The organism is Brevibacterium sp. ZH18 (assembly GCF_022748595.1).
Classification (GTDB): Bacteria; Actinomycetota; Actinomycetes; order Actinomycetales; family Brevibacteriaceae; genus Brevibacterium.
Genome location: NZ_JALDSX010000005.1, coordinates 1 through 16,076, shown reverse-complemented (window position 1 = coordinate 16,076; position 16,076 = coordinate 1). Strand labels below are relative to the sequence as shown.

Annotated in this window: 13 protein-coding genes and 1 tRNA gene; 3 read left to right on the top strand and 11 right to left on the bottom strand. The window is 63.2% G+C overall.

Annotated elements, in window-relative coordinates; all coding sequences use genetic code 11:
* Positions 1 to 44: 44 nt before the first annotated feature.
* The 8 genes from MPN20_RS03120 to rpsA form a co-directional block, all read right to left on the bottom strand.
* Positions 45 to 755 (bottom strand): ABC transporter ATP-binding protein, encoded by a 711-nt coding sequence (locus tag MPN20_RS03120; protein WP_242779404.1) that lies wholly within the window; start codon positions 753 to 755, stop codon positions 45 to 47.
* Positions 742 to 1,581: an ABC transporter ATP-binding protein gene (locus MPN20_RS03115; RefSeq protein ID WP_242779401.1), complete on the bottom strand. Its 840-nt coding sequence runs from the start codon at positions 1,579 to 1,581 to the stop codon at positions 742 to 744. The genes MPN20_RS03120 and MPN20_RS03115 overlap by 14 nt, the downstream gene beginning before the upstream one ends.
* Complete coding sequence (locus tag MPN20_RS03110; RefSeq protein ID WP_242779398.1) at positions 1,578 to 2,834, bottom strand: branched-chain amino acid ABC transporter permease; 1,257 nt, start codon at positions 2,832 to 2,834, stop codon at positions 1,578 to 1,580. The genes MPN20_RS03115 and MPN20_RS03110 overlap by 4 nt, the downstream gene beginning before the upstream one ends.
* Positions 2,834 to 3,811, bottom strand: a complete 978-nt coding sequence (locus MPN20_RS03105) for a branched-chain amino acid ABC transporter permease (RefSeq protein WP_242779395.1) — start codon at positions 3,809 to 3,811, stop codon at positions 2,834 to 2,836. Before MPN20_RS03105 ends, MPN20_RS03110 begins: the two co-directional genes overlap by 1 nt.
* 81 nt (positions 3,812 to 3,892) lie before the next feature.
* Positions 3,893 to 5,119: a branched-chain amino acid ABC transporter substrate-binding protein gene (locus MPN20_RS03100; protein ID WP_242779392.1), complete on the bottom strand. Its 1,227-nt coding sequence runs from the start codon at positions 5,117 to 5,119 to the stop codon at positions 3,893 to 3,895.
* Positions 5,120 to 5,411: 292 nt separating this feature from the next.
* Positions 5,412 to 6,572, bottom strand: a complete 1,161-nt coding sequence (gene coaE, locus MPN20_RS03095) for a dephospho-CoA kinase (protein ID WP_242779389.1) — start codon at positions 6,570 to 6,572, stop codon at positions 5,412 to 5,414.
* 92 nt (positions 6,573 to 6,664) lie between these two features.
* Positions 6,665 to 8,518: a hypothetical protein gene (locus MPN20_RS03090; RefSeq protein WP_242779386.1), complete on the bottom strand. Its 1,854-nt coding sequence runs from the start codon at positions 8,516 to 8,518 to the stop codon at positions 6,665 to 6,667.
* Positions 8,519 to 8,630: 112 nt separating this feature from the next.
* A complete protein-coding gene (gene rpsA / locus MPN20_RS03085) occupies positions 8,631 to 10,115 on the bottom strand; it encodes a 30S ribosomal protein S1 (protein ID WP_242779383.1) in 1,485 nt (494 codons plus the stop codon).
* A gap of 205 nt (positions 10,116 to 10,320) precedes the next feature.
* Between rpsA and MPN20_RS03080 the strand changes: the two genes are divergently transcribed.
* Positions 10,321 to 11,160, top strand: a complete 840-nt coding sequence (locus MPN20_RS03080) for a class I SAM-dependent methyltransferase (RefSeq protein ID WP_242779381.1) — start codon at positions 10,321 to 10,323, stop codon at positions 11,158 to 11,160.
* A gap of 54 nt (positions 11,161 to 11,214) precedes the next feature.
* Here the strand turns inward: MPN20_RS03080 and polA are convergent, their stop codons facing one another.
* Positions 11,215 to 13,881, bottom strand: a complete 2,667-nt coding sequence (gene polA / locus MPN20_RS03075; RefSeq protein ID WP_242779378.1) for a DNA polymerase I — start codon at positions 13,879 to 13,881, stop codon at positions 11,215 to 11,217.
* A gap of 41 nt (positions 13,882 to 13,922) precedes the next feature.
* On the opposite strand from polA, the gene MPN20_RS03070 reads away from it, so the two are divergent.
* Positions 13,923 to 14,381, top strand: coding sequence for a PaaI family thioesterase (locus tag MPN20_RS03070; protein WP_242779375.1), 459 nt, complete (start codon positions 13,923 to 13,925; stop codon positions 14,379 to 14,381).
* Between the two features lie 150 nt (positions 14,382 to 14,531).
* On the opposite strand, the gene MPN20_RS03065 is transcribed toward MPN20_RS03070, so the two are convergent.
* Positions 14,532 to 15,110: a response regulator gene (locus MPN20_RS03065; protein ID WP_242779372.1), complete on the bottom strand. Its 579-nt coding sequence runs from the start codon at positions 15,108 to 15,110 to the stop codon at positions 14,532 to 14,534.
* A gap of 199 nt (positions 15,111 to 15,309) precedes the next feature.
* Between MPN20_RS03065 and MPN20_RS03060 the strand changes: the two genes are divergently transcribed.
* Positions 15,310 to 15,391: transfer RNA gene (locus MPN20_RS03060), tRNA-Leu, on the top strand.
* A gap of 177 nt (positions 15,392 to 15,568) precedes the next feature.
* Here the strand turns inward: MPN20_RS03060 and MPN20_RS03055 are convergent.
* Positions 15,569 to 16,076 (bottom strand): GNAT family N-acetyltransferase (locus MPN20_RS03055; protein WP_242779369.1); only part of this gene is annotated, 508 nt, incomplete at its 5' end.

Below are 16,076 nucleotides of genomic sequence, written 5' to 3'. Positions count from 1 at the left end.
CACTGACCCGAACCGGATAAGCACCGCTGAGAGCGCATCGGCGCTCAGCCGCCGCCGAGGTAGACGTCGCGGATCGTGTTGTCCGCGAGCAGTTCCTTGCCGGTTCCCGTCTTCGTCAAACGGCCGGCTTCGAGGACGCATGCCCGGTCCGCGATCGCCAGCGCCTGATTCGCGTTCTGCTCGACGAGCAGCACTGTCGTCCCCTGCGAATTGATCTCCCTGATGATCGAGAAGATCTGCCGGATGAACTGCGGCGCCAGGCCCATAGACGGTTCGTCGAGCAGCAGCACCTCGGGGCTGGCCATCAGCGCCCGCCCGATGGCGAGCATCTGCTGTTCTCCGCCCGACATCGTGCCGCCCAACTGGGTGGACCGCTCCTTGAGGCGGGGGAACAGCTCGAAGACACGGTCGTACTCCGATTCGGGGTTCTTGCCCTTGAGGGCATAGGTTCCCATCTCGAGGTTCTCCCGCACGGTCATCCCGGGGAAGATGCCGCGCCCTTCCGGCACCAACGAGATGCCCTTCGCCACACGTCGGTGCCCCTTGAGCCGGGTGACGTCCTCACCTTTGAAGGTGATCGATCCCTGACGAGCTGCCAGCAGTCCGGAGACGGCTCGCATGGTTGTGGTCTTCCCAGCACCGTTGGCACCGATGAGGACGACAACCTCTCCCGCTTCGACGGCGACGTCGATGTGCTCGACGGCTTTGATGCGCCCGTAGCGCACCTCCAGATCTTTGACCTCAAGCAGTGGCATCTGGCTCCTCCTGTCCCAGGTAGGCAGCGATGACTGCCGGGTCCTCACGGATCGCAGACGGGATGTCGTCGGCGATCTTCTTTCCGAACTCCAGGACCACGATGCGATCCGTGACGCCCATGACGAGCTTCATGTCGTGCTCGATGAGGAGAATCGTGTACCCCTCGTCCCGCACTGTGTGGATGAGCTCCATCAGCTCTTCCTTCTCGGCCGGGTTGAACCCCGCAGCAGGCTCATCAAGACAGAGCAGCTTGGGATCCGTGGCCAGGGCACGGGCGATCTCCAGCCGACGCTGATAGCCATACGGCAGGTCCTTCGCCCGGTCGAGTGCGCGATCCGCGATCCCGACGAACTCGAGGAGCTCCATTCCGCGCGTGATGATCTGCTTCTCCTCGCGGTAGTGGCGAGGAGTCCGCAGCATCGCAGAGATCATGCCCGATTTGTGCCGGGCGTCGAGGCCGACGGCCACATTCTCCAGGGCCGTCATCTCACCGAAGAGTCGGATGTTCTGGAATGTCCGAGCCAGACCCAGTCGGGTGATCCGGTGCTTCTTCAGACCCAGCAGGGAGTGGCCCTCGAGCATCACGCTGCCCTGGCTGGGCTTGTACACACCGGTCATGGCATTGAAGCATGTGGTCTTGCCCGCGCCGTTGGGTCCGATGAGGCCGAGGATCTCACCGCGCCTGATGTCGAACGAGACCGAGTCGAGAGCTGTCAGTCCGCCGAAGACGACGCTGAGGTCCTTGACCTTGACCAGCGTGTCTCCTTCGGCCACGGCGATATCGCGCTCCGGGGCAACCTCTGTCAGATTCGCGTCGGCATTCATGCCCGACCTCCTTCGTCTCCGTCGTCGGTGTTCTCGTCGATACCGGATCGATCCGTGTTCTCGTCGATACCGGATCGATCCGTCGCCGAGGCGGTCGCCTCGTGCGGTGGATCCCCCGGTTCCGGTGACGCCTCGTGTTTGACCTTCCTGCGGATCCGCGCGGTGTAGGTCAGCAGCTTCGGCTTCTTGCCGAACAGACCCTGTGAACGGAAGATCATCAGCAGGACGAGCACGACGCCGAAGATGAGGAACTTCCATCCGCCCAGGGCGGTGAACCGCAACGGGACGTACGCGACGATCGCACCGCCGATGACGACGCCGAGCTTGTTGCCCTGCCCACCGAGGATCACCGCGGCGAGGAAGAGGATCGACGTCGGCACGTCGAACTTCTGGTTGTTGACGAAGCCGACCTGACCGGCCAGGAGTGCTCCCGAGAGTCCACCGAGTGCGGCACCCGTGCCGAATGCGGCAAGTTTGAAGCGGAAGGTCGGCACTCCCATGATCTCCGCGGCGTCCTCGTCCTCACGGATCGCGAACCAGGCGCGACCGACGCGAGAGCGTTCGAGGTTGCCGAGGAGGATCATGACGATGACGATGACCGTCACCGTGAACCAGTACCAGGGCAGACCGTTCGACGCCGAGAAGATCGGTGACCCGTCGATCTCCCCGGGAGGTCGACCGATGTTCTGGAACCCCGTGTTGCCTTTGAGGACCGGGATGATCGTCGCGAGCAGACGGATGATCTCGCCGAAGCCCAAGGTCACGATCGCCAGGTAGTCTCCGCGCAGGCGCAGAGTCGGGATTCCGAGCGCGATGCCGAAGACGACCGTGACGATCATCGCCAGGGGCAGCGTCCAGAGGTAGGGGATGTGAACGAGCGGTGAGTCGGGCGAGGTCCACAGCGAGGCTGTGTAGGCCCCGACTGCGAAGAAGCCGATGTATCCCAGGTCGAGCAGGCCCGCCTGCCCGACGACGACGTTGAGTCCGAGTGCGACGAGGCCGTACAGAGCCATGTTGAAGCACGAGATCGCGAAGTCGTTCGACGGCTCCGTCGTGATCAGCGGAGGGTTGATGACGGGCAGGAGGTAGGCGAGGATCACGACGACGAGGAGCAGGAGCCACTGCTGCCAGCGAGACCGGTCGTTCCACCATGATTTGAGGCGCAGGTACCAGCTGGGACGCTTGTGGCCGAGTTTGCCGGCCGCTTCGGCCTGTTTGGCTCCGGCCGAGCTCAAAGGACTGTGAGCAGACATCAGACTCTCGCCTCCCCTAGGTTGGTGCCGAGTATTCCGTTGGGTCGGATCATCAGAACGAGGATCAGGACGACGAAGATCACGACGTCTGTCCATTGGGAGTCACCGAGGATGGTGGCTCCGTAGTTGCCGATCAGACCGACCAGCAGTCCGCCGAGGAGAGCTCCGCGGACGTTTCCGATCCCTCCGAGCACGGCCGCGGTGAAGGCCTTGATGCCGAGGATGAACCCGCCCATGTAGAAGACTCCGGCGGGAACGCGCATGACGTAGAACAGCGCGGCGGCTCCGGCGAGGAATCCGCCGATCGCGAAGGTCGCGACGATGATCCGCTCCCGGTTGACTCCCATGAGCGTGGCAGTGTCGGGGTCCTGGGCGACGGCGCGGATGCCGCGGCCCAGCTTCGTCCTCCTGACCACCTGGTCGACGCACACCATCATGATGAGGGCGGCGATGACGATCGTCAGCTGCTGCGAGTCGATGATCGCGCCGAAGACCTCGAAGATGGGCTTCGGCCGGAACATCGTCACGCTCGGCTCGGCATTGGGTCCGCGCCATTCGAAGAAGATGTACTGGAGGACGAAGGACATGCCGATCGCGGAGATGAGGAACGCGAGTCGTGAAGCGCCCCGATCGCGCAGCGGTTTGTACGCCACGCGTTCGACGATGATCGCAGTGCCTCCGGAGACCACCATTGCGATGATCCCTGCCAGCACAAGGTCGAGTATGAGCATTCCCAGGGGCAGGGTCGGCGCCGAGGGGCCGAAGCCGAGACTGCTGAGGAAGAAGACCACAGCGAAGGCTCCAGCGATGAAGACCTCCGAGTGGGCGAAGTTGATGAGGTTGAGCACACCGTAGACCAGGGTGTACCCGAGTGCGACGAGAGCGTAGATGGCTCCCAGAGTGAGGCCGTCGAAAGTGGTGGCCCAGAAGCTGTTGAGCAGAGCACCGAAATCGAACGAAATCCATTCACCGGACATGGGTTCTCGATTCTTGACTGCACGGCTCAATGCCCTCCGGTGTCCCTGGAGGGCATTGAGATCGTGCGCTGGCTGTGGAGACTATTCGATGAGACCGACGGAGACGATTCCATCGCCTTCGGTCTTGTAGCCGTAGACGGCCTTGTCCTCGAGCTCGCCTGTGTCGTCCCACTTGTAGGTCTTGCCGTAGCCGACGCCGTCGTAGTTCTTGACGTAATCGAGCATCTTCTTGCGATCGGTGATTCCCGAGTCGATGCCGGACAGGAAGATCGTCATGGTGTCGTAGCCTTCGACCGAGTAGGTTCCGGGTGCATCACCGCCCGAGACCTTCTTGAACGCGTCTGCGAATTCTGGGATCAGATCGCCCGGTACACACGTGCATGTGTAGTAGGTGTTCTTCGCTGCGTCACCGGCCTGCTTGACGAACGCGGTGTCCTTCACGCCGTCGGGCCCGATGAAGTAGCCTTCGAAGCCCTTGTTGACAAGCTGGTTGTCCAGCGGAGCACCCTCGGCGAAGTAGCCGGAGTAGATGACAGAGTCAGCCTTCGAATCCATGATCTTCTGGATCGTCGGAGCGAAGTCCTTCTGCCCCGTGGTCACAGCGTCCTCGCAGACGAGCTTGTCGCCCATCTTCTCGCGGACGACCTTAGCCAGACCCATGCCGTAGTCTGAGTCGTCCTCGATCAGGCAGGTCTTCTCAGCTTTGAGCTTGTCGACCAGCTTCACGAGTGCTGGGCCCTGGACATTGTCGTTGCCCAGCCCGCGGAAGAAGGTCTTCCAGCCGTTGGCGGAGAGATCGGGGTTCGTCGCAGCCGGGGAGATGTGAACGAGATCGTTGTCTTCGAAGATGCCGCCGGTGGCTTTCGACTCACCGGAGAACGGGAGACCGACGACGCCGATGATGTCCTTCTCCTTCGTCGCCTGAGCGACAGGGCCGGTCGCCTTGGCAGGGTCACCCTCGGTGTCGATCTTCTTGAAGGTCACCTGGCAGTCCGGGTTGGCCTTGTTGTGCTCGTCGATGGCGGTCTGCGAACCGTTGTAGATATTGATTCCCAGCTGTGCATTCGGTCCGGTCATCGCACCGACGTAGGCGATCGTGGTCTTCGCGTCGCACTTCGCCTTGCCGTCGCCGGCAGCCTTCACCACGTCCGGTGAGACCTCCAGCTTCTTCTGCACGGGAAGCTCGACTCGATTCGAGGAAGCCTCGCTGCCTCCTCCTCCGGATGATCCCTGGTTGGCACATCCACTCATGGCCAGAAGCGCGGCGATGGAGACCGCCGCTACGGAAAGACCGGTCGTTCTTTTCATAGGATTCACGTGTGCTTTCTTCTCGGAGGTCGCAGCATCTTCGCTGGCCTCGCTCAGTCATACAGAAGCAATATACGTGCGCTGGTGTGACTTCTCTCACTTATGAAGATTGCAAGTTGGTAACAGACCCGTCCGATTCAACCTTTTCCCACAAGAGCAATTGCTCTTTTGATACCCTCTCGCCGAGTTCGGCGGACAACGGTGACGCGCATGGCACAGTGTGCTCCGCCTCGGCTCGCCCATGTCGACGAACCCGGATCGGCCGTGTCATCCGACCCGGATTACCTGCACCTCAAGCGAAGCTCTCGGGCACGAGCGCCCTGCGCATCATCAGGAAGTACGGTTCCTTTGCATCCGCATAGCCCTCGGTGCGTGCCTCACCGGCATACTTCTCGGCCAGTTCACGCTTGAGTTCGGCGTAGCGGTCCCTCTCGCCACGATCACGGCTGAGCAGCGAAACGAATTCAGTGGCGAAGCGCGCCGAGGCCGATCCCGCGGTCCGCACATGCAGGTTCACGGCCCGGCCGGGGTCTGTGTTCGCATGGAACCGCTTGGCCGTGTGCTCCCCTTCGCCGAGGTGGTCGACACCGGCCGCCCCCGGATACCCGAGGTCGGCGAGTCGAGGAGCCAGGGTGTCGGCCGCCGCTTGGTCGGGGACGAGCATCTGCAGATCGATGACGTCCTTGGCGACCAGCCCCGGGATCGCCGTCGATCCGATGTGCTCGACGTCGTACCTGTCATCCGTGCCATGGCGCAGCTTCGCGATGATTCGGGCCGCCTCGCCTGACCAATCGGCTTCGGCAGGGTCGCAGAGTTCGATGCCCCCGCGCTCGGCGCGACGCTGCAGCCTCAGGTTCTCTGCGAATGGCAGGAGGCGATCGCTGACGAGGTGTGAGACGGCTGCCTGCGTGTCTTCGACAGCCCCGGCATTGTCGATGATGACGTCGCAGACCGCGCGGCGCTCGTCGTCGCCGGCCTGACGGGCGATCCTGGCCTGGGCGTCGGCACGGTCCATGCCGCGCGCATCCATCAGACGCTGGAGGCGGAGGTCCGCCGGAACGTCGACAAGGAGATTGAGGTGGTAGGCGGGGGTCATCGCATTCTCCACCAGGAGGGGCACGTCGTGGACGACCACCTCGGCGTCGGAATTCTCTTCGAAGTGCTCGGCCGTGCGGGTGCGGATCGCGGGATGCATGAGCCCGTTGAGCGCAGCCGTGCCCTCCTCGTCGGCGAATGCCGCGGCAGCGAGTCGGGGACGGTCGAGTCCCCCGTCAGCCGCGATGACTTGGTCGCCGAAGGTACGTGCGAGCTCTTCGAGCAGCGGTTCGCCGGGGGCCACGACCTCTCGAGCGATCTTGTCGGCGTCGATGATGACAGCGCCGTGCTCGGCGAGGATCGCGGATACGGTTGATTTCCCTGCACCGATTCCACCGGTCAGACCTATTCTCAGCATGGCTCCAGCCTAACCGTCGCCGGCACCGCAGTCAGCCGGTTTGCCCGCACTGGAGTCAGCCGGTTCGCCCGCACCGCAGTCAGCGTGCGCGTTCAGCGATCGAGCGAGTAGACCAGCACGCCTTCGTCGGAGAAGATCGGTTCGCCGAGGCTGCGGTTAAGGAAGTCCTCGTACTCTCCCGGGCCGCCGGGCAGCAGCGGGGCATCGGGGGCGAGGACGATGAAGTCCACACCTTGGGCACGTAGCTCGTCGACGGCGGACTTCACCTCGTCGCCTCCGGCATCGGGCATCGGCTCGCCGGCGAAGACCGAGTCGTGCAGGAGTTCGTCCAGCGCATCCTCGGGTGCCGAGTAGATCACCGGGGAGTCCGGACTCGAGCCGATGAAGTAGCCGCCGGTCTCCCGGTAGCGGAAGCCGCTCACGGACTGCCACACCATAGCCTCGTCGGCGTGGGGTTCCGCCCAGGCCAACGGGCGGGGCAGGGTCTTGACGACGGATCCCGCGGGGATCACCTCGGCAATCGATTCGCGATAGAAGTCGGGCACGTAGACCGCACGGGAGGTCTGGACGCTCGGAATGACGCAGACCGCACTGACAAGGAGTAAGGCGAGGAGGCCCTTCCCTGATCGCGTGCGGACATTGTCCAGAGCCCATTGGAGACCGCAGCCGAGCACGGCGTAGAGGGCGATCGTGGAGTGCAGGACCAAGCGCATCGGCAGGATGTTGTTGAGCACGGGGATCGCCTCGACAAGGGCGAAGGGGCCGGTCTCGAGGAGGGTCGTCCCGTTGAGCAGGACAGGCGAGCCGAGTGCAAGGATGAAGACCAGGATCCCCGTCGCCGAGGCGATGCCCAGGGCCGTCGAATACCGGGAGTTCCGGAGCAGGCCGATGACGATGATGACAGCGGCGATGAGCGCTGGCACTCCGACATAGGCACCGAGTTCGGCGGCGTCGATGTCCATCACGCGCGGAAGCGGAGAGGCACCGGAGCCCAGCAGCGTGGGAGCTGCGGGCACAATCGGGTCGAGCAGGTCTGTGTTCCACACTCCGTGGGGTCGGATGGCACCTGTCGGTGCGTTGGGGCCAGCCATCGTCAACAGCAGCGGAAGCGCGCAGAGCAGAGCGATGGCGGAAGCCATGACGCCTCCGATCCCGAGACGCAGCCACCCGTAGCGGGTGCAGACTCTGCGCCCGAAGACTGCGAAGGCGAGCAGGAGGCACAGGGCCGCAAGGAAGGTGCCGGCGAGGACTTCGGTGGAGATGTAGAACTGCATACCGAGGACAAGCCCGAGCCCGACGGTGAGGAGCCAGAAGTCGTCAGCGAAAATCCGTCGACGAGGGATCGGAACATCGTCTGCTTGCCTCGTGTCGTCTGCCGCCGTCGTGCGGTGTCCGGTCGCATCGGACGACGGGGTACCAGATCGACGAGTGCCGCGCAGCAGCATGAGAACGAACGCCGCGACCAAGGGCGGGGTGATCGCGAACCCCAGGTTCGGATGGCCCGAGAGCTGTGCGATCACATAGCTCGAGAAGCCGACGCCTCCGGCAGCGATGAAGGCAGGGAAGCGCTTGAGGAAGCGTGTGAACAGGAACGCCGCGGCCAGGCTGGTAACCACGGGACTAGCAACGATGAGGACGTTGTAGCTGATGATCGGTCCGGCCAGCCACGTCAAGGGGGCGAGGATGATCGACAGGCCGGCCAACGATGTGTTCCAGGCTCCGTTGACTCCCCCGCCGAGGGCATTCATCGCCTCGGTGTAGAGGAACCCGTCGGCACCGCTCCCGTGACTGCCCGCGTTGCCGAATCCCAAATGAGAGGCAAGGATGTCCGCGCCGTGGCCTAGCCACCAGATGAACAGCGACGAGTCGTCGTTGCCGGCGACGACCTGCCCTCCAGGGTCGGCAGCAACTTGGCCGAACACGCAGATGCTGACGAGTGTGAGCACCAGGGTGTACCAGAGCCAAGGACGGAGTCGATGCCAGCGCTCGCGTCGGCGCGTGGATGCATACACAAAGGGCCCCCGATCAGATGACCGGGAGCCCTTGTGAGTGCTGTTATCAGCTGCCTGCAAGCTTCTCACGCAATGCTGCGAGAGCTTCGTCGCTGGCCAGCGTACCTTCGTCGGCTGCCTCTTCAGAGGAGAACGATCCGGTTGCCGGAGCGGCTTCCGAAGCGGAGCCGGCCTCGGCGGAGCCTGCTTCGGCGTCCGCAGCGATGGCCTTGGCGACCTGCTTCTTGTGCTCTTCCCAGCGAGTCTGAGCAGCAGCGTACTGCTGTTCCCAAACCTCGCGCTGTGAGTCGAAGCCTTCCATCCACTCGTTGGTCTCGGGATCGAAGCCTTCTGGGTACTTGTAGTTGCCGTCCTCGTCATACTCCTGCGGCATGCCGTACAGAGCCGGGTCGAGGAACAATTCAGCCTCGGGATCGACGCCTTCGTTCGCCTGCTTCAGCGAGAGCGAGATGCGACGACGTTCGAGGTCGATGTCGATGACCTTGACGTAGATGGTCTCGTCGACAGAGACGACCTGTTCAGGCAGGTCCACGTGGCGAACTGCGAGCTCGGAGATGTGGACGAGGCCTTCGATGCCGTCTTCGACGCGCACGAACGCACCGAACGGAACCAGCTTGGTGACCTTGCCGGGAACGATCTGACCGATGACATGGGTGCGAGCGAAGTGCTGCCATGGGTCTTCCTGCGTCGCCTTGAGCGAGAGGGAGACACGTTCGCGATCCATATCGACGTCGAGCACCTCAACGGTGACCTCGTCACCAACGGTGACGACCTCGCCCGGGTGATCGATGTGCTTCCAGGACAGTTCGGAAACGTGCACGAGTCCGTCGACACCACCGAGGTCGACGAAGGCACCGAAGTTGACGATCGAGGAGACGACGCCCGGACGGACCTGACCCTTCTGCAGCGTCTGCAGGAAGTCATGGCGAACCGCGGACTGGGTCTGCTCGAGCCAGGCACGACGGGACAGAACGACGTTGTTGCGGTTCTTGTCCAGTTCGATGATCTTGGCTTCGACCTGCTGGCCGATGTAAGGAGCCAGATCGCGGACACGGCGCATCTCGACGAGTGAAGCGGGCAGGAAGCCGCGCAGACCGATGTCCACGATCAGGCCGCCCTTGACGACCTCGATGACGGTGCCGGTGACGACGCCGTCCTCTTCCTTGATCTTCTCGATGTCGCCCCAGGCACGCTCGTACTGCGCGCGCTTCTTGGACAGCATGAGTCGGCCCTCTTTGTCTTCCTTCTGAAGAACGAGAGCTTCGATTTCGTCACCGACCTCGACGACTTCGCCGGGATCGACATCGTGCTTGATGGAGAGTTCTCGCGAAAGGACGACGCCTTCCGTCTTGTATCCGATGTCGACGAGGACTTCGTCACGGTCGACCTTGACGACGGTGCCTTCGACGATGTCGCCATCGTTGAAGTACTTGATCGTTTCATCGACGGCGGCGAGGAAATCCTCAGCGGTTCCGATGTCATTGACAGCGACCTGCTTCGGCTGCACCGATTCCGGCGTGGTGGTGGTCATATAGGTTGGGACTCCGATGGAATTATGGTCCAGATCCGATACTCTGGGGCGATGCTGTGAAACAGCCGTCAGAGTCGCATCCGGTCTCGATTACGATTTTGGACATGCATGCATACGCGCATACGGTTGTCAATACTAGCATCATCCATGGCGTGAATGCACGCCGAAGTCTGAAAAGAATCACGGCCCTGGCCACGGAGGAATGATGAGCGACGGAAGTGAACGACCCGAGGTCATCAGCGGTGGCTATCTGCCCATCGATGAAGAGGCATCGGTGCGCGCAAACAGAGGGTACTGGGACAATTCCGCTGAGGACTATCTGGCCGAACACGGCAGCTTCCTCGGCGCCTCCGAATTCATGTGGTGCCCCGAGGGAATCCACGAATCCGATGTGCATCTGCTCGGCGATGTACATCGCAAGCAGATCCTCGAAGTCGGCTGCGGTGCTGGTCAGTGCTCCCGCTGGCTGGCCGAAGAAGGCGCGATCGCAACCGGCGTCGACGTCTCAGCCGGAATGCTCGAACAGGCCTCCCGTCTCCAACGGGAGCATCCGCTCAGCTCGGATGCGACTCCCCCGACATTCCTCCACGCCGATGCCCGTCAGCTGCCTTTCGCGTCGAACAGCTTCGACATCGCCTTCTCCTCATATGGAGCGCTGCCCTTCGTCAAGGACGCCGAGGTGGTCCTGTCCGAGGTCGCCCGCGTCGTCCGTCCCGGCGGTCGGTGGGCGTTCTCCACGACGCATCCGATGCGTTGGATGTTCCCCGATGTGCCCGGCGAATCAGGTCTGACGGTCGAGTACTCGTACTTCGACCGCACCCCCTATGTGGAGATCTCCTCGGAGGGTCAGCCCGTCTACGCGGAGCACCACAGGACGATGGGCGACTGGGTGAGCCTGCTTGTGACCGCTGGCTTCACGATCGACTCGGTGACCGAGCCCGAATGGCCCGAATCCAATCAGACAGCATGGGGCGGATGGTCACCGCTGCGCGGGGCCCTGATGCCGGGCACCGTGATCTTCTCCACCACGCTCAACAAGGACTGACCCCCACCGACGACCTGATCGTGCTCGCGCCTGATCGCTGACGACCAGCTTCGCTCAGTGGGCGGCGGCGTGCCAGGAGATTCCGGTGCCGACGTTGACGTCGAGCGGCACGTCGAGTTCGAAGGCCGAGCCCATCTCCTCGGTGACGATCGCCGTGATCTCCTCGGTCTCATCGGGGTGGACATCGACGATGATCTCATCGTGGACCTGCAGCAGCATGGTTGACCGCTTGCCTTGGATGCGGTCGTTGACCTTGAGCATCGCGATCTTCATGATGTCTGCCGCCGATCCCTGGATGGGAGCGTTGAGTGCCGCGCGTTCGGCCATGTCCCGCAGCTGTCGGCGATCACTGTGCAGGGCGGGCAGGTAGCGCCGGCGTCCCATGATGGTTTCGGTGAAGCCCTTCGACCGAGCCTGTTCGACGATCTCGTCGAGGTAGTCTTTGACCGCGCCGAAGCGTTCGAAGTACTGCTCCATGAGGTTCTTGGCCTCGTCGACACCGATGGCCAGCTGACGTGAGAGACCGTAAGCGGACAGACCGTAGACGAGTCCGTAGGACATGGCCTTGACCTTCGAGCGCATCGCCGAGTCGACTTCGTCGATGCCGACGCCGAAGACCTTCGAACCCACGTAGGAGTGCAGGTCCTCTCCGTCCTTGAATGCCTGGATCAGAGCGGCATCGCCGGATAGGTGCGCCATGATGCGCATTTCGATCTGTGAGTAGTCGGCTGTCAGCAGCCGGCCGCCGTCGATGTGCGGGTCGGCGATGAAGATTTCGCGGATGCGGCGCCCCGATTCGGTGCGAACCGGGATGTTCTGCAGGTTCGGGTCGAGCGAGGACAGCCGACCCGTGGCCGCGACCGTCTGCTGATAGGTCGTGTGGATGCGGCCGTCCTCGGCCACGGTCTTGAGCAGGCCGACCACTGTCTGCTTGAGCTTCGTGGAATCCCGGTAGGCCAGCAGGTGCTGCAGGAAGGGGTGTTCGGTCTTGACGAACAGCTCAGCCAGCGCCTCGGCGTCGGTGGTGTATCCGGTCTTCGTGCGCTTCGTCTTCGGCATGTCGAGCTCGTCGAAGAGCACGGTCTGCAGCTGCTTCGGTGAACCGAGGTTGACCTCGTGTCCGATCGCCTCATAGGCGAGGTCGGCGCTGGCAGTCGCCTGCTTCGTGAAGTCGTCGATGAGGGTTGAGAGTCCGTCCTCGTCCACGGCGATGCCGGCGAGCTCCATCTGCGCGAGCACTGTCACGAGCGGCAGTTCGATATCACGATAGACCTGGTTCATGTTGGCTTCGTCGATCTTCGCGGCAAGGGCCTCATGAACCTCGAGCAGCGCGGCAGCACGGCGACCGTGAGTCTGCGCGGTCTGGTCGGATTCAAGGTCGAGCGCCAGCTGACCGCTGTCGCCCTCGGCCTCGGCCAGGTCGATGCCCGTGCGCTCGGAAGCGATCTGTGAGAGTTCGTAGGCTCGCTGATCGGGCACCAGGAGGTACGCCGCCAGGGCAGTATCTCCGGCCACATCGGTGACGTCGAGCCCCAGGGACTTCCACGCCTTGATCTGCGTCTTCGCGCTGTGCAGGATGAGGGACTTCTTCCCGAGAGTCCGGGACAGTTCTGCGACATCGGTTTCGGCCGCCTCGGCGAGGTCGACCACCCATGCCTGGCCGGGAGTGTCAGAGACCGCGAGGACCCGGACATCACCGTGACCGAGCTCGAAGCGGGCATCGGAGTCGAGGGCGAGCACATCGGAATCTGCGATCTTCTCGAGCAGGCCGGGCACGTCGAGGGTCTCGACGGTCACCTCACGGGCAGGTCCGGTGCTCTCAGCAGGGGCCGCCTCGTCGCCGAAGATCGCGCTCAGGCGCTTGCCCAATGCCTGGAATTCGAGCTGGTCGAACAGGCTCGACAGTTCAGTCGGGTCACCCTCGCCCCATTTGAGGTCGTCGTAGGTCACTCCGAGGTCGACATCGTCGAGGAGGCGGTTGAGCCTGAAATTGCGTTCGACATCAGGAATGTGGTCGCGCAGCTTCTCACCGACCTTCCCCTTGATGGACTCGGCGTTTTCGAGCACGCCGGGCAGGTCGCCGTAGGCCGTCAGCCATTTCGCGGCGGTCTTGTCACCGACTCCGGGCACGCCGGGAAGGTTATCGGCCTTCTCCCCCACCAGAGCTGCGAGTCCGCGGTAGTTCGCAGGGGTGACCGCGTACTTCTCTTCGATTGCCTCGGGGGTCATCCGGTTGAGGTCGCTGACCCCGCGCTTCGGGTAGAGGATCGTCACAGTCTTGTTCGAGAGTTGGAACGAGTCCTTGTCCCCGCTCATGACCTCGACTGCGGCACCCGCCTCGGTGCCCATTCGGGCCATGGTCGCCAGGGCGTCGTCGGCTTCGAATCCCTCCTTGGTCACCACGGTGATGCCCATCGCTGTGACGATGTCCTTGATGAGGTCGATCTGCGGGTGGAACTCCGGCGGCGTCTTGGCGCGACCGGCCTTGTACTCGGGGTACTCCTCGAGGCGGAAGGTCTGGCGCCCCAGGTCGAAGGCCACGGCCACATGGGTGGGCGCTTCGTCGCGGAGGACGTTGATGAGCATCGAGATGAAGCCGTAGATGGCGTTCGTCGGCTGGCCGGTGCTGGTCGCGAAATTCTCCACGGGCAGGGCGTGGAACGCCCGGTATGCCAGAGAGTGTCCGTCGATGAGCAGGAGCGATTCGTTTACTTGACTCACATGACATAGCCTATCGTTCAAAACTGACATGAAGGAGAACGATGTTCAGACCGGGCACATCACTGACCGCCGACACTACCGATGACGAACTGCGGGAGCTGCTCGCACAGCTCAACTCCGCCGGCGCGGGCGGTCCTCTGGCTGAGCGGATGGGAATCGAATTCGTCGAGCTCGCCCACGACCATGCAGCGGCGTCAGTGCCGGTCGAAGGCAACACGCAGCCGATGGGCCTCTTCCACGGTGGTGCGCATGTCGTGCTGGCCGAGTCCCTGGCGTCGATGCACTCGTTCCTGATCTCAGGAGGGAAGAACGTCGTCGGCGTCGATCTCAACGCCACTCACCTGCGCGCTGCGAAGGAGGGAATAGTCACCGCTCGCGCCGAGGTGCTCCATCAGGGCCGCTCGATCGCTTCGCATGAGGTGAAGATGACCGACGAGGCCGGGCGCCTCCTGTCGATCGTGCGCATCACGAACATGATCCTCAAGACCGAACCCAAATAGCAGTCCGCACCACGCGAGGGGACACGAAGAGGCCGACGAATCCATACGGATTCGTCGGCCTCTGACGGTTGCGCTGCCCCTGGCAGTTACGCTGCCTCTGACGGTTGCGGTTGCGCGGGTGGTGCCGCTATCGGAGCGGTGCCGGTTCTGCTACTTCGAACCGATCTGCTTGAGTACGGTCTCGGCGACTTCGCGCATCGTGAGACGACGGTCCATCGACGTCTTCTGGATCCAGCGGAATGCCTCCGGCTCGCTCAGACCCATCGAGGTCTGGAGCAGGCTCTTGGCGCGCTCGACCAGTTTGCGGGTCTCGAAGCGTTCGGTCAGGTCCGAGATCTCACTCTCGAGCGAGTTGATCTCTGCATGACGCGAAAGAGCGATTTCGAGCGCTGGGAGGAGATCGGCCGAGGTGAAGGGCTTGACCACGTAGGCCATGGCTCCGGCGTCGCGAGCTCGTTCGACGAGCTCCTTCTGCGAGAACGCGGTGAGCAGGACCACCGGGGCGATACGCGCCTTCGCAATTCTCTCGGCCGCGGAGATTCCGTCGAGGATGGGCATCTTGATGTCCATCACGACGAGATCGGGGCGCAGCTCCTCTGCCAAGCGGATCGCGGATTCGCCGTCTGCGGCCTCGCCGACGACGTCGTATCCGACCTCGCGCAGCATTTCGACGATGTCGAGACGAATCACGGCCTCGTCTTCTGCCACTACGACGCGACGAACCGGCACGGACTCATCTGAAGTTGGTTGTTCGCTGTTTGAAAGCACGGCACCAGTCTAAACCAGGCCCCGCCATTGACTGACCTCGGTGTCGAGGTTTCTTCTGTGATGGTAGCCACGCGTGTACCGGAACCCGCCAGTGTCGATTGTGCATTCGCTGGAACGCTGACGTAAACTTGCTCCGGTCGCAGCTTCGATCTGCGACCGAGCCGGATTGGCGGAATCGGTAGACGCGGTGCACTCAAAATGCATTGTCGAAAGACGTGTGGGTTCGAGTCCCACATCCGGTACTCACTGTCAGGCCCCAGCAGTCAGACGCAGAAATCCCCCGAACGATCGTTCGGGGGATTTCTGCATCCGCCGGGACTCAGCGACCCAGCAGCGCAGGTCCGGGACTCAGCGGCTCATCTCCGAGGCTCAGCGGCCGAGCAGCGCAGGTCCGGGACTCAGCAGCGCAGGTCCAGGACTCAGCGGCGCAGGTCGAGCGCGAAGAGGTGCTTGTCGTAGCGCTGGTCCCCAACGGCGACGAAGTCCTTGAGCAGTCCGTATCGCTCGAAGCCCAATGAGCGGTAGAGAGCGATGGCCCGCACGTTGTCGTCGCGCAGATCGAGTGTCATGACCTCGACCCCAATGTCCCGCGCCGAGGCGATGAGTGCGTTCATCAGTCCTCGGCCGACTCCTGCGTGCTCAGCTCGAGGATCCACGGCAACCTTCTCGATATCGACATGGGGCCGATACGTCGGTCGTGAGTACCTGGTCCAGTAGGCGATGCCGCCGACCCTGCCGCTCTCGGACCGTGCAATCGACACGCACGCATCGTCGACGGCGACATCAGCGGCAAGCCCGTCGAGGAGGTCGGTGATCGCAGCGCTGCCCGGCGGTTCGACCCAGCCGAGTGCAGCACCGCCGGAGACGAGGCCGGCGAAGAGCTCGGTGATCTGCTCCGCGTCGTCGCGACAGACGCCTTCGGCCGGC

Bases quoted from the DNA above. Each gene is read 5' to 3' on its own strand.
- MPN20_RS03115 (WP_242779401.1), bottom strand. From the start codon at position 1,581: ATGAATGCCGACGCGAATCTGACAGAGGTTGCCCCGGAGCGCGATATC.
- coaE (WP_242779389.1), bottom strand. From the start codon at position 6,572: ATGCTGAGAATAGGTCTGACCGGTGGAATCGGTGCAGGGAAATCAACC.
- MPN20_RS03105 (WP_242779395.1), bottom strand. From the start codon at position 3,811: ATGTCCGGTGAATGGATTTCGTTCGATTTCGGTGCTCTGCTCAACAGC.
- MPN20_RS03070 (WP_242779375.1), top strand. From the start codon at position 13,923: ATGTTCAGACCGGGCACATCACTGACCGCCGACACTACCGATGACGAA.
- MPN20_RS03080 (WP_242779381.1), top strand. From the start codon at position 10,321: ATGAGCGACGGAAGTGAACGACCCGAGGTCATCAGCGGTGGCTATCTG.
- MPN20_RS03120 (WP_242779404.1), bottom strand. From the start codon at position 755: ATGCCACTGCTTGAGGTCAAAGATCTGGAGGTGCGCTACGGGCGCATC.
- rpsA (WP_242779383.1), bottom strand. From the start codon at position 10,115: ATGACCACCACCACGCCGGAATCGGTGCAGCCGAAGCAGGTCGCTGTC.
- MPN20_RS03100 (WP_242779392.1), bottom strand. From the start codon at position 5,119: ATGAAAAGAACGACCGGTCTTTCCGTAGCGGCGGTCTCCATCGCCGCG.
- MPN20_RS03110 (WP_242779398.1), bottom strand. From the start codon at position 2,834: ATGTCTGCTCACAGTCCTTTGAGCTCGGCCGGAGCCAAACAGGCCGAA.